This is a genomic window from Winogradskyella pulchriflava, assembly GCF_042434315.1.
Classification (GTDB): Bacteria; Bacteroidota; Bacteroidia; order Flavobacteriales; family Flavobacteriaceae; genus Winogradskyella; species Winogradskyella pulchriflava.
This window is the reverse complement of record NZ_JBHLTQ010000001.1, coordinates 298,593-311,572: the sequence shown is the minus strand read 5'-3', so window position 1 is coordinate 311,572 and position 12,980 is coordinate 298,593. Positions and strand designations below refer to the sequence as shown.

The following is a 12,980-nucleotide window of genomic DNA, read 5'->3' as shown; positions in this document are numbered from 1 at the left end:
GTTAATTTGTATTAAAGTTTTAATTTATGAGATTCCTGCCTTCGCAGGAATTCTTAATATCTATAATGCTCAGGCTTATAAGGACCTTCAACTTCTACACCAATGTATTTGGCTTGGTCTGGTTTTAATTCCGTAAGCTCTACACCAATTTTGGCTAAATGCAGTTTTGCTACTTTTTCGTCTAAATGCTTTGGTAACATATACACATCATTTTTGTAAGCGTCCGCATTGTTCCAAAGTTCAATTTGCGCTAACGTTTGGTTGGTGAATGAATTACTCATTACAAAACTTGGATGACCAGTTGCACAACCTAAGTTAACCAAACGACCTTCAGCTAAGATGATAATATCTTTGCCGTTTACATTGTATTTATCAACTTGAGGCTTAATGGTATCTTTAGTATGGCCATGGTTTTTGTTTAACCAATCCATTTGTATTTCGTTATCAAAATGACCAATATTACAAACAATAGTCTTGTCTTTCATAGCTTCAAAATGCTCAGCTCTAACGATGTCTTTATTTCCTGTAGTCGTAATAACAATATCAGAGTTACCAACAACAGTTTCTAGTTTCTTCACTTCAAAACCGTCCATTGCAGCTTGTAACGCACAAATTGGGTCGATTTCAGTTACTGTAACAATTGAACCTGCTCCTTTAAAGGAAGCTGCAGTACCTTTACCAACATCGCCATAACCACAAACGGTTACACGTTTTCCGGCCAACATAATATCTGTTGCTCTACGAATAGCATCTACTGCAGATTCTTTACAACCGTATTTGTTATCGAACTTAGATTTTGTAACCGAATCGTTTACATTAATCGCTGGCATTGGTAAAGTACCATTTTTAACGCGTTCGTAAAGTCTGTGAACACCTGTTGTAGTTTCTTCAGAAAGACCATTAATGCCTTCGGCTAAATGTGGATATTTATCTAAAACCATATTGGTTAAATCACCACCATCATCTAAAATCATGTTTAGTGGTTTACGGTCTTCACCAAAGAATAAAGTTTGCTCTATACACCAATCAAACTCTTCTTCAGTCATATCTTTCCAAGCGTACACAGCAGTACCAGCAGCAGCGATTGCAGCAGCAGCTTGATCTTGCGTAGAGAAAATATTACAAGAACTCCAAGTTACTTCAGCACCTAAAGCTTGTAATGTTTCAATTAAAACCGCAGTTTGAATCGTCATGTGTAAACATCCCGCAATACGTGCACCTTTAAGAGGTTGTTCATTTTTATATTCTTCACGAAGACTCATTAAACCTGGCATCTCAGCTTCGGCTAATTCTATCTCTTTTCTTCCCCAAGCCGCAAGCGACATATCTTTCACCTTATTAGGTACGTAAGCAATTGTTTTTGTACTCATATTCTTTTTATCTTTTTTTAAATTATGCTTGCCTTTGGGTTTAACATTGAAATGGTTAAATTCGCTTACCAAAAAATGCCAAATCTGCCTTAGGCAGTGCAAAGATAATCAATAGGATTCAGAATATTAAATGCCACTGTATAAATCCATTAGTGTAAACTCACAAACTACTGTTAAAATCTGGAAGATTGAAGAATCTTACGATGCGTTGTTGTCTCCTCTAGAGTTAAGACCAGAGAGTTTAACTCGTGTTTTGGGCATGAAAAGTGAGCTCCACCAACGCGGTTTTTTAAGCGTACGTCATTTGCTTAGTGAATTTGGTTATACAGACCAAGATCTGTTTTATGATGAAAATGGAAAACCACATCTAAAAGATGGCAAACATATTTCAATCACACATTCATTTACTTTTTCTGGAGTGATTGTAAGTGACAATGAAGTAGGTATTGATATTGAAAAGCAACGTGAAAAAATAAGCATTATAGCCCATAAGTTTGTGGATTATGAATTTGAATATCTTAATAAAAATTCTGATGCTTACATTAGAAAACTAACTGTTATTTGGGGCGTTAAAGAATCCTTATACAAGTTATTTGCCACACCTGGCATGTTGTTTAAAGAGCATTTTTTAGTGATTCCGTTTATGCTCAAGGACGAAAACACAGTGGCTTGGATAGATTACGAAGGCAAAAAATACAGATACAATACTGCCTTTTTAGAGTTTGAAGGTTTTACTTGTGCCTATGTAATTCCTTAAGCCATGAACATATACCAAAACATACTTAATGCTATTTCTAAAGGCGAAAAACTTCTGGCAGTTTTAATTGATCCGGATAAAATGAAGATTGTGGACGTTTCAAACTTTATATCTAAAGTCAATCAATCTATTGCAACACAAATCTTTGTTGGTGGTAGTGAAGTTGATGAAGGCGTTACTGAAACTTTGGTTGTTGAAATTAAAAAGCATACGAAATTACCAGTGGTTTTATTTCCTGGTGATGTGATTCAGATTACAGATAAAGCCGATGGCATTCTGTTTTTGTCACTAATTTCAGGGCGAAATCCTGATTATTTAATAGGAAAGCATGTTGAAGCTGTTTCAAAATTGAGAGATACAAAGCTTGAGGTTATTCCAACAGGCTATTTATTAATTGAAAACGGAAAAGAAACTTCCGTAGAACGTGTTAGTAAAACAAAACCTTTAAAACGAAATAATCTCAAAACTATAGTTGATACTGCCAAAGCAGGTGAGTTATTGGGCAATAAACTTATATATCTCGAAGCTGGAAGCGGAGCAACACATGCTATTGAATCAGAAATCATTCAACAAGTAAAAAAGGAACTAAATATTCCGCTCATTGTTGGCGGCGGCATTAGAAGTAAACAAGAATTAGAATCCGCTTATAAAGCTGGTGCAGATATCGTTGTTATTGGAACAGCGTTTGAACAAGATGAGGCATTTTTTGATGAATTAAGATCCCTTTTGCCCTCTGGGCAATTCCCCAAAAGGGAAAAATAAAAGGTGGTTAATCATAAATATTAACACATAACAGTTTCTTCCCGAGCTTGTGCTGAGCGCAGTCGAAGTAGGAAGATTAAGATGGGCTTATTATGAAAATATCAATAGAACTAACACTTACTCCACTTAAAGACGATTACGAACCACATATAATTGACTTTATAAAAGCTTTAAGAGCTTCAGAATTTACGGTTTTAGAAAATCCTTTAAGCACGCAAATTTATGGTGATTATGATAAGGTGATGCCGTTTTTAACGCAAGAAATTAAGAAGTCATTTTCTGATTTAGATATTGCTGTATTGCAAATGAAAATGGTAAAAACAGACCGAAGTGACTATGAACCTCACTTTTAAAAACCTTGTAGAGATATAACATTATTATGAACCAGATTTTTGATTTTTTCTTCGCGCAATATTCTGAATATCAAACTTCTGATATTGCTTTAGAAATTATAGCTGTAATTTTTGGGTTTCTTTCTGTTTGGTATTCAAAACAAAATAAAATTCTTGTTTTTCCAACAGGAATGATTAGCACCTTAATATTTGTATATCTACTTTTTAAATGGGAGTTGTTAGGAGATATGATGATTAACGCCTACTACTTTGCTATGAGCGTTTATGGCTGGTATGTATGGACACGAAAAGTAGATGCAACGCATGTAACACCTATTTCTAGAGTAACGAATAAAGAGAAAAAGTTAAGCATAGGTATCTTTATTGCAACTTTAGCATTTGTATTTATAGTTTACAAAACTTTTGACAAATGGAACGGTTGGGTAGCTTATGTAGATACCATTACAACAGCCATATTTTTTGTAGGTATGTGGCTAATGGCACGACGAAAAATAGAAAATTGGATATTCTGGATTGTAGGAGATATCATATCTGTACCTTTATATTTTTATAAAGGATTTACATTTACAAGTTTCCAATATTTAGGATTCACGGTAATAGCAATATTCGGTTATTTAGCATGGAAAAAGCACTTAAACAACGACCTAGCAACTGCATAAAGGTAGTGTTATTTGGACCTGAATCTACAGGCAAAACAACATTGTCCCGACAGTTGGCAAGATATTATAATTCGGTTTGGGTGCCAGAATATGCGCGAGAATATCTTCAAAATAAATGGAATAACGAACGCAAAACCTGTGAGCCAAAAGACCTGTTGCCAATAGCAATCGGACAAATGAAACTTGAAAACGAATTGGCTCAAAAAACAGATTCTGTTTTAATCTGTGATACCGATTTGCTTGAAACCAAAGTATATAGCGAAGCCTATTACTCAGGTACATGTGACCCGATTTTAGAAACACATGCTCTAGAAAATTCGTACGACCTTTATTTTTTAACTTATATTGACACGCCTTGGGAGGCAGACGATTTAAGAGATAAACCAAATGAAAGAGAACGTATGTTTAGGGCTTTTGAAAATGCATTAAAAACCTACAATAAACCATACGTTTTACTAAAAGGAAATAAGGAAGAACGACTTAAATTGGCTGTTAAACATATTGATAATCTACTACAGAACAAGAAATGAGTTTTACAGAAAAAGACATAAAACAAATTGAAGCAAAAGGCTTAACTGTACAACAAGTTGAATCTCAGATTGAGCTTTTTAAAAATGGAATACCTTTTACAAATATTGCGGAAGCTGCAACCATTGGTGATGGTATTATAAGTCTAAATGCCAAATGTATTAATGAGGCAATAGAGCATTTTGAAACCAAAAAAAATAACATATCGCTCTTAAAGTTTGTGCCAGCATCTGGTGCAGCAACTAGGATGTTTAAGTTTTTGTTTCAGTTTATAAAAGAGTATAATCCCAATCAAGAATCTTTAAATGCTTTTATCAATAAAAAGAATCTCAGAGATTTAGCGTTGTTTTTAGTGGGTTTAGAAAAATTTCCGTTTTATAATCAAGTTATTGAACATCTTAAGACAAAGTCTATCGATTTTGATAGTTTGTCATCTGGAGATAAAGCATTGCATTTTGTTAATGCTATGCTAGATGAGAATCAACTAAATTTCGGGAACTCTCCAAAAGGATTGTTACCTTTTCATAAGTATAAAAGCAGTCATATTTCCACAGCTTTTGAGGAGCATTTGTACGAGGCTGCAATTTATGCTTCAGACCATAATAAGGCAGAACTTCATTTTACTATATCAGAACGTCATAAAGATAAATTTACTGAAGAGTTTAGACGCATAGAGGAATATGTTGAAGACAATACAGGAGTCTCTTTTAATATTTCATTTTCGTATCAACACCAATCTACAGATACCATTGCAGTAACCCTAAACGATGAACCATTTAGAGAAGATGATGGTAGTTTGTTGTTTAGGCCATCAGGTCATGGAGCATTATTAAAAAACTTAAATGCATTAGATGCTGATATTATTTTTATTAAAAATATAGATAATGTTGTTGTTAAGCAGTACAAAGAAGAGATGGCTAAATACAAAAAGGTATTAGCTGGAGTCCTATTAAAACTACAAGCTAAAGCATTTGAATGCCTTAGAGTTTTAGATAAGGAACACATATCAGAACAAGATTTTAATGATATCGAAACATTTTTATCTAATGAAATGTGCATTAAAATCTCTGGAGAATACAAGAAATATTTAGATAAATATAAAATTGAATATTTGCGCGAAAAGCTAGACCGACCAATAAGAATTTGTGGTATGGTAAAGAATGAAGGTGAGCCAGGTGGTGGACCATTTTGGGTTAGAGACCAATTTGGAAATCTGTCTTTGCAAATTGTAGAATCGGCACAGATTAACTTAAAGAATAAGTGGCAAAAGGATATTTTAACAAATGCAACACATTTTAATCCTGTAGATTTAGTTTGCGGTGTAAAGAATTACAAAGGGGAGAAGTTTAATCTTGAAAACTTTGTGGACCAAAATGCGGCTTTTATAACAATGAAAACAAAATCTGGCAAAGATCTAAAAGCACTAGAATTACCAGGATTATGGAATGGTAGTATGGCATTTTGGAATACCATTTTTGTTGAGGTTCCGATTATTACTTTTAATCCTGTTAAAACCGTAAATGATTTGCTTAAAGCACCACATCAAATACAATAAATGTGGATGTAGAAGCTTTAATATCAGAACTAACCTATAAGGCAGTCCGAAGCTCAGGCAGTGGAGGACAAAATGTAAACAAAGTAGCTTCTAAAGTTGTGTTGTATTTCAACCTTGAAGCATCTTCAATACTTAATGAAGAAGAAAAAGCGCAGTTAAAGGAATTTTTTAGCATTAGACTTAATAAACAAGGAATACTAATCTTAAATTCTGATGAAAGTAGAAGTCAGTTTAGAAACAAAGCTCTAGTAACGCAACGCTTTGTAGACTTAATTTATGAAGGTTTAAAAGAAGAAAAAGAAAGAAAACCAACAAAAATTCCTAAAGCAGTAAAGCGAAAGCGATTAGAAAATAAACGAAAAAACGCTGATAAAAAGGCAAATAGAAAGCCTCCTCAGGTGGATTAAAAGAATTCATCATTTATTATTTGTCAGTTATCATTTGTTACTATCTTTGCAGCGTTCTCAAAAAAGGGGTGCCTATTATCGGCTGAGATCATACCCATTGAACCTAGAACAGGTAATGCTGTTTAGGAAATTAAAGATGACTTTGTCATGCTGAACTGTCACACTGAGCGCAGTCGAAGTGTTGTTTCAGCATCTCACTCATCAAAAAAATCAATTATTAACAAAGAATAATTACCTCTTTTTATTCGATTATAAATTATAGTCGTAATGAAAACATTATTCAACAATCTCTCAAAAATAAGTAGGCAGAGATTAACACTTTTCATTTTTTTAATTAGCCTTTGTTCAGCTTATGGACAAGAAAAACAACAAGATTCAACAAGTGTTGAAAAGCTAGACGAAGTCTTAGTAAAAGCGGTACGTGTAAAGGAAAAAGCACCGATTACACACTCTAATGTAACTAAAAAAGAAATCGCTAAACGTAATTTAGGCCAAGATATACCTATGTTACTTAACTTTTTACCTTCGGTGGTTACTACCACAGATGCAGGTGCAGGTGTTGGTTACACAGGGATTAGAGTTAGAGGTGTAAGCTCACAATCTACAAATGTTACCATTAATGGTATTCCGTATAATGATGCGGAGTCGCTAGGTACATTTTGGGTGAATCTAGGTGACTTTGCATCTTCTGTAGAGAGTTTGCAATTACAACGTGGTGTAGGTACATCAACTAATGGTTCTGGCGCATTTGGTGCGAGTATTAATGTGCTGACAGATGCATTTTCGAAAGAAGCTACAGGTGAAATATCAAAATCTTTTGGAAGTTACAACACTAGAAAGCACACTGTTAAATACAGTACTGGTTTAATGAATGACCATTTTGAAATTGCTGGTCGTTTATCAAATATCATTTCAGATGGTTATATCGATAGAGCGTCATCGGACTTAAAATCTTACTTTTTACAAGGGTCTTATGTAAATGGTAATACTTTAATTAAAGCAGTTCTTTTTGGAGGAAAAGAAGTAACTTATCAGTCATGGAACGGACTTGAAGATTTAGACAAACTAAAAAATGATAGAACCTATAACACAGCTGGAGAGTATGAAGATGATAATGGAGATATACAGTTTTATGATAACGAAGTTGATAACTACAATCAAGATCATTACCAATTGCACTGGAATCAACGCTACAATAATAATTGGTCAACAACGCTAGGATTAAACTATACAGATGGTCGTGGTTATTTTGAGCAATACAAAGAAGATGAAGATTTTGGAGACTACAATTTAGAAGAAATTACAATTGGAGGTGAAACCATAAATACTACAGACTTAATCCGCAGACGTTGGTTAGACAATAGTTTTTATGTGGTTAATGCGAGTGCAAATTACAAGAATGACAATCTAGATATGATTTTTGGAGGTTCATTGAGTCATTACGATGGTGATCATTTTGGTGAAGTGATTTGGGCAGAATATGCTAGTCAGACCGAAATTAGAGATCGCTATTATGATGGTAACAGTCTAAAAAATGATTTCTCGGTATTTACAAAAGCCAATTTTAGACTTAACGATAAAATAAGTTTGTATGGTGATTTACAGCTAAGAAAAGTAAGTTACAAAACCTATGGAACAACTTCAGATTTAGTAACTTTTGAAGTGGACAAAAACTTTAGTTTTTTTAATCCAAAGGCTGGTATTACTTTTGAGTTAAACAACAATAACAGCTTTTATTTTTCTTATGCAAGAGCAAACAGAGAACCAAACCGTACCGATTTTGAAGTTGATCAAAGCATAAAACCAGAACAACTTAATGATTTTGAATTAGGTTGGAGACACAGAAAAGGAAATTTCACCTTCAATGCAAATGCGTATTATATGCTATATAATGAACAATTGGTGCTTTCAGGTGAATTAGACAATGTCGGAAACCCAATTAGAACCAATAGCGGAAAAAGTTACCGTTTAGGTTTAGAACTAGAAGCTATATTGCCTGTAACATCTAAATTAACGTTACAACCAAATATGACAATTAGCACCAATAAAAATAAGGAAACTATTATACCATTTGATGGGGAGCTACAAAACTTAGGCAAAACAGATATTTCATTTTCGCCAAATTTAGTAGCTGCCAATGCTATTGTTTTTCAACCTATTGAAAACCTTCAAGTAGCATTGTTAAGTAAATATGTTGGTGAACAGTATATGAGTAATACAGAAGCAAAATCTTCTAAGTTAGATAGCTATTTTATCAACGACCTTAATATTAATTATACATTAAAGACGAAATCTGTATTCGATTCTATAGTATTTACTGGATTGGTTAATAATATTTTTAATGAAAAATACATTTCTAATGGCTATTACTACACTTATGACGATACATGGTCAGACCCAAATGCAGTAACAACAATTGAAGGTGCAGGTTTTTACCCTCAAGCAACAACTAACTTTTTAGTAGGTATGACCTTAAATTTTTAGTTAGTCACTAAAAAAGTACCATTTCCAAGATTATCAACCCTGTATGGCATTAACGTACAGGGTTGTGTATTTCCGTCTAGACCCAAACCTGTAGAAAGACTATATTGATTGGCATCATCACAACCACAAACAACTACATCACCAGTTCCAGAATCTGTTAAGGTAGAGCATGCTCCAGGTGCATGGCTTGGGTCTGCAGCATCCCAAGCATAAAGTGTTGCCGAATTTAACCTCCATAGCCAAATACCATTATTACCTTGGTTAGAAACATAAACACCATTTTGAGGGAATTGTAGTTGACTAAACTGAGGTAAATTAGTATTTACGGTTAGATTTACTCCGGCATCAAATAAGAAGTTACAATTGCTTCTATTATTATCATCTCCACTACAGGTAAATACTAAAATTGAGAAGATTAAGACGAGTTTTTTCATTAAAAATTTTTGGTTTTCAATTTACGATTATTTCAACTATACCGTAAATATTTTATATATTTGTATAGTAATCTCGTTGACGCGAGATTTTTTTTATGCTGAACTTGCTTCGGCATCTTTTAATTAAACGAATGAAATATGAGTAAAGTATCTTATTACACTGCAGAAGGTTTAAAAAAATTGAGAGATGAATTAAATCACCTTAAAGATGTAGAGCGTCCAAAAGCGTCGCAAGCTATTGCAGAAGCTAGGGATAAAGGAGATTTAAGTGAAAATGCTGAATATGACGCTGCTAAAGAAGCGCAAGGTATGTTGGAAATGAAAATTTCTAAAATGGAGGAAACTTTAGCAAATGCTCGTGTTATTGATGAGTCTCAACTTGATACTTCTAAAGTTTTAGCATTATCTAAAGTGAAGATAAAAAACCAAACCAACGGTATGGAAATGACCTATACCTTAGTTGCAGAAAGTGAAGCAGATTTAGCTTCGGGTAAAATATCGGTTAACTCACCAATAGGAAAAGGGTTGTTAGGAAAATCTGTAGGTGATATTGCCGAAATACAAGTGCCAAATGGGATTATGAAATTTGATATTTTAGAAATCTCTAGATAAAAAGTAATATAGATTACACTGAGCACAGTCGAAGTGCTTAAGTAACATTGTATAAAAAAGGTTCCTTTCTTAAGGAATCTTTTTATCTTTATAAGATATTCCTCAAATTATGGCTACACTATTTACAAAAATCATTAATGGAGAAATTCCATCTTATAAAGTCGCAGAAACAGACGACTTTTTGGCGTTTTTAGACATTAACCCAAACTCAAAAGGGCATACGTTGTGTATTCCTAAAAAGGAAGTTGATAGAATTTTTGATTTAGACGAAGCTACTTACACTAGTCTTATGCAATTCTCAAGACGGGTAGCATTGGCTATTGAAAAAGCTATTCCATGTGAGCGAGTAGGTATGTCAGTTATCGGGTTAGAAGTACCACATGTACATGTACACTTAATTCCATTACACACTATGGAAAATGCACGTTTTACGTATAAGGAAAAATTAGAGCCAGAGGAATTTAAAGCTATTGCAAATAAGATAGCCTCATATTTGTAGCCTAAAAAGTAATAACTCCAGTCGCTACTAATATTACAAAAGTTAAAAGCATTGCATCTACAACTATTAAAATCCAAGCTAAAGACTTCAGTTTTATAGATTTGGGCTTTGGTTGTACTGCACGCTCATGATAGGCTACAACTTGTTCTATATCGTCTGTCCATCTCACAGGAAAAATATCAGTATTGCAATTGGCACAAAACATCTCATGAGACGTCTCATTGGTTATGGCCTTATATAATGCATTTTCAGTAAACTTTTGCTTAAAGGTGAGTTGCAACCCATCGTTAGAGTAACACTCAGGACAATTGTTGTTGAGCTTAGCTTCTTTTAAGGTAAAAAATTTTGAAGTTGCCATACCTAAAGTTAAGACAATAATTTTAAACTGATTTGAATTGTTGTTCCCTTACCAATTTCAGAATTGAGAACTTTTATTTTACCATCATGATAATCCTCAATAATACGTTTAGCTAAAGAGAGTCCAAGTCCCCAACCACGTTTTTTTGTAGTGTATCCAGGTTCAAATATTTTATTGAATTGATGCTTTGCAATACCCTTGCCAGTATCAGATATATTAATGTAAACATATTTGTCTGAAGGTAAAATCTCTAATTTCAATTTACCCTTACCCTTCATAGCATCAATAGCATTTTTTACCAAATTCTCAATGGTCCAACTGTAAAGTTGTGCATTAAGATTTACAGGGATTTCTTTATTTGGACTAACAATTTCAAAATCAATAAGTTTAGATGAACGTGTTTTTAAATACTGGTAAGAAGACTCGGTAGTTTCAACAATATCCAAGTTTTCTAGTGTTGGTGCAGAACCAATCTTACTAAAACGTTCGGTTATAGTTTGTAAACGATCTATATCTTTTTCAATTTCGGTTATATACTCAGGATTTACATTTTCTGTTTTTAAAATTTCTGTCCAACCTACAAGTGACGATAATGGCGTTCCTATTTGGTGTGCAGTTTCCTTTGCCATACCTGTCCAAAGTTTGTTTTGTTCAGCATTTTTAGAACTTCGGTAAAAGAAATAAACAACAGCGGCAAAAAGAATAATAATTAATAAAAGCGCTAAAGGATAATATTTTAGTTTGTTTAGTAGTGGTGAGTTGCCATAATATAGTTTCCCCTTTTCTTGATTGGGTAAATCAACTTCAATAGGTTCGTTTTGAGAAATCAATTTATTAAGAAATTGATTCATTTTATTAGTGTTTTCGAAAATGGAAGGGTCTATATTTCTGTCACTCAATATTTTATTGTCCTTATCTAGTAAAACCATTGGAATAGTTACAGTGGAGTCTATAATTATTCGTTCTGCAATTGAATTGAGTTCTACATTATCGTTGTAAAAATATTTAGTGTATTCAGGATAAGCAAAAGTCCATGTTTTCATCTTTTTTCGCTCTTCTGCCTTAAATTTCTGAAAGAAAGAATAAGTGTTCCAAAGAATTAATGAAACAATAAAAAATGAGGATAGTATAATAATCCAACGGATTACATTTCGATTAGAGTTAAAGGTCATGGATTAGTGCAATTTCTTTTAAATACTAAATATAATGCAAAACTGTTAATAATATTGTATGCTTATGTAGGCAAAATACTTTCATCAGCAATTCAATATAATTATATTTGCTGAAAATCAGGATACTGCATGATTTCATTCAACCCAAAAGACCTTTCAACAGGTAGATTACATGGCTATTTACTTAGTGCCGTTGCACCAAGACCAATAGCGTTTGCAAGTACCATTGATGCAAATGGCAATCCAAATTTATCGCCATTTAGTTTTTTTAATGTCTTTAGTGCTAATCCACCTATTATGATATTTTCACCAGCAAGGCGTGTTAGGGACAATACGACCAAACACACTTTGCAAAATGTTGAAGAAGTAAAGGAGGTGGTTATCAATGTTGTTAGTTACGATATTGTGCACCAAATGTCTTTAAGTAGTACAGAATATCCAGAAGATATCAACGAATTTCAAAAAGCAGGACTTACCATGTTACCATCAGATGAGGTAAAACCTTTTAGGGTAGCAGAATCTCCTGTTCAGTTTGAATGTAAGGTTAAGGACGTAGTGCACTTAGGAACTGAAGGAGGAGCAGGAAATTTAGTGATTTGCGAGGTGGTAAAACTTCATATTGCAGATGAGGTTATGAATGCAGATAGTACTATTAACCAAGAAGCATTGGATTTAGTGGCAAGGGCTGGTGGCAGTTACTACAGTAGAGCTAAATTAGGTTTTTTTGAAATCCCAAAACCATTACAAACAATGGGAATTGGTGTTGATGGATTACCAGAGCATATTAGAAATAGCATGATTTTAACCGGAAATAACCTTGGTATGTTAGCAAATGTAGAAGCTTTGCCAAGTAAAGAAGAGGTTAACCAATTTATTGAGGATATCAGTAAGCGTTATCCTGAAATTAAAACCGCATCTCACAGAAAAAAACACAAATTAGCTCAAAATTATTTAAGCTATGGAGATGTAGAAAGTGCATGGAAGTTATTACTTTCGTAAATTCAATAAAATAACATAAAATTAAATTATA

General features: G+C 33.5%; 15 protein-coding genes. 11 read left to right on the top strand and 4 right to left on the bottom strand.

Annotated features, from left to right (window positions below):
• Nucleotides 1–53: 53 nt before the first annotated feature.
• On the bottom strand, nt 54–1,370 hold the full coding sequence (gene ahcY / locus ACFFGA_RS01395; RefSeq protein WP_386058573.1) for an adenosylhomocysteinase: 1,317 nt from the start codon (nt 1,368–1,370) through the stop codon (nt 54–56).
• 130 nt (nt 1,371–1,500) lie between these two features.
• Between ahcY and ACFFGA_RS01390 the strand changes: the two genes are divergently transcribed.
• The 8 genes from ACFFGA_RS01390 to ACFFGA_RS01355 all read left to right on the top strand — a co-directional run bounded on the left by ACFFGA_RS01390 (nt 1,501) and on the right by ACFFGA_RS01355 (nt 8,875).
• Nucleotides 1,501–2,127 carry a 4'-phosphopantetheinyl transferase family protein gene (locus ACFFGA_RS01390; protein ID WP_386058570.1) on the top strand — a complete coding sequence of 209 codons (627 nt, stop codon included), beginning with the start codon at nt 1,501–1,503 and terminating at the stop codon, nt 2,125–2,127.
• 3 nt (nt 2,128–2,130) lie between these two features.
• Nucleotides 2,131–2,889: a phosphoglycerol geranylgeranyltransferase gene (locus ACFFGA_RS01385; RefSeq protein WP_386058567.1), complete on the top strand. Its 759-nt coding sequence runs from the start codon at nt 2,131–2,133 to the stop codon at nt 2,887–2,889.
• Nucleotides 2,890–2,981: 92 nt separating this feature from the next.
• Complete coding sequence (locus tag ACFFGA_RS01380) at nt 2,982–3,242, top strand: hypothetical protein (protein ID WP_386058565.1); 261 nt, start codon at nt 2,982–2,984, stop codon at nt 3,240–3,242.
• Nucleotides 3,243–3,268: 26 nt separating this feature from the next.
• Nucleotides 3,269–3,901 (top strand): nicotinamide riboside transporter PnuC, encoded by a 633-nt coding sequence (gene pnuC, locus ACFFGA_RS01375; protein WP_386058562.1) that lies wholly within the window; start codon nt 3,269–3,271, stop codon nt 3,899–3,901.
• On the top strand, nt 3,862–4,431 hold the full coding sequence (locus ACFFGA_RS01370; protein ID WP_386058559.1) for an AAA family ATPase: 570 nt from the start codon (nt 3,862–3,864) through the stop codon (nt 4,429–4,431). The genes pnuC and ACFFGA_RS01370 overlap by 40 nt, the downstream gene beginning before the upstream one ends.
• On the top strand, nt 4,428–5,984 hold the full coding sequence (locus tag ACFFGA_RS01365; RefSeq protein WP_386058557.1) for a DUF4301 family protein: 1,557 nt from the start codon (nt 4,428–4,430) through the stop codon (nt 5,982–5,984). The genes ACFFGA_RS01370 and ACFFGA_RS01365 overlap by 4 nt, the downstream gene beginning before the upstream one ends.
• A 2-nt stretch (nt 5,985–5,986) precedes the next feature.
• Nucleotides 5,987–6,391 carry an alternative ribosome rescue aminoacyl-tRNA hydrolase ArfB gene (gene arfB / locus ACFFGA_RS01360; protein ID WP_386058555.1) on the top strand — a complete coding sequence of 135 codons (405 nt, stop codon included), beginning with the start codon at nt 5,987–5,989 and terminating at the stop codon, nt 6,389–6,391.
• Between the two features lie 267 nt (nt 6,392–6,658).
• Complete coding sequence (locus ACFFGA_RS01355) at nt 6,659–8,875, top strand: TonB-dependent receptor (protein WP_386058552.1); 2,217 nt, start codon at nt 6,659–6,661, stop codon at nt 8,873–8,875.
• Here ACFFGA_RS01355 and ACFFGA_RS01350 read toward each other — a convergent pair.
• Nucleotides 8,872–9,309 carry a hypothetical protein gene (locus tag ACFFGA_RS01350; RefSeq protein ID WP_386058549.1) on the bottom strand — a complete coding sequence of 146 codons (438 nt, stop codon included), beginning with the start codon at nt 9,307–9,309 and terminating at the stop codon, nt 8,872–8,874. The two genes, ACFFGA_RS01355 and ACFFGA_RS01350, sit on opposite strands and share 4 nt — an antisense overlap.
• A gap of 138 nt (nt 9,310–9,447) precedes the next feature.
• Here ACFFGA_RS01350 and greA point away from each other — a divergent pair, with 138 nt between their 5' ends.
• Both greA and ACFFGA_RS01340 read left to right on the top strand, forming a co-directional pair.
• Complete coding sequence (gene greA / locus ACFFGA_RS01345) at nt 9,448–9,921, top strand: transcription elongation factor GreA (RefSeq protein WP_386058546.1); 474 nt, start codon at nt 9,448–9,450, stop codon at nt 9,919–9,921.
• 109 nt (nt 9,922–10,030) lie between these two features.
• Nucleotides 10,031–10,420, top strand: coding sequence for an HIT family protein (locus ACFFGA_RS01340; protein WP_386058543.1), 390 nt, complete (start codon nt 10,031–10,033; stop codon nt 10,418–10,420).
• A gap of 1 nt (nt 10,421) precedes the next feature.
• Here ACFFGA_RS01340 and ACFFGA_RS01335 read toward each other — a convergent pair whose 3' ends face one another.
• Together ACFFGA_RS01335 and ACFFGA_RS01330 are read right to left on the bottom strand one after the other, a co-directional pair.
• Nucleotides 10,422–10,778: a hypothetical protein gene (locus ACFFGA_RS01335; RefSeq protein ID WP_386058540.1), complete on the bottom strand. Its 357-nt coding sequence runs from the start codon at nt 10,776–10,778 to the stop codon at nt 10,422–10,424.
• A gap of 8 nt (nt 10,779–10,786) precedes the next feature.
• Nucleotides 10,787–11,950, bottom strand: a complete 1,164-nt coding sequence (locus ACFFGA_RS01330) for a sensor histidine kinase (protein ID WP_386058537.1) — start codon at nt 11,948–11,950, stop codon at nt 10,787–10,789.
• 129 nt (nt 11,951–12,079) lie between these two features.
• Between ACFFGA_RS01330 and ACFFGA_RS01325 the strand changes: the two genes are divergently transcribed.
• The gene (locus ACFFGA_RS01325; RefSeq protein ID WP_386058534.1) at nt 12,080–12,949 is read left to right on the top strand and encodes a flavin reductase family protein; all 870 of its coding nucleotides are present in this window, start codon (nt 12,080–12,082) and stop codon (nt 12,947–12,949) included.
• Nucleotides 12,950–12,980: the final 31 nt, after the last annotated feature.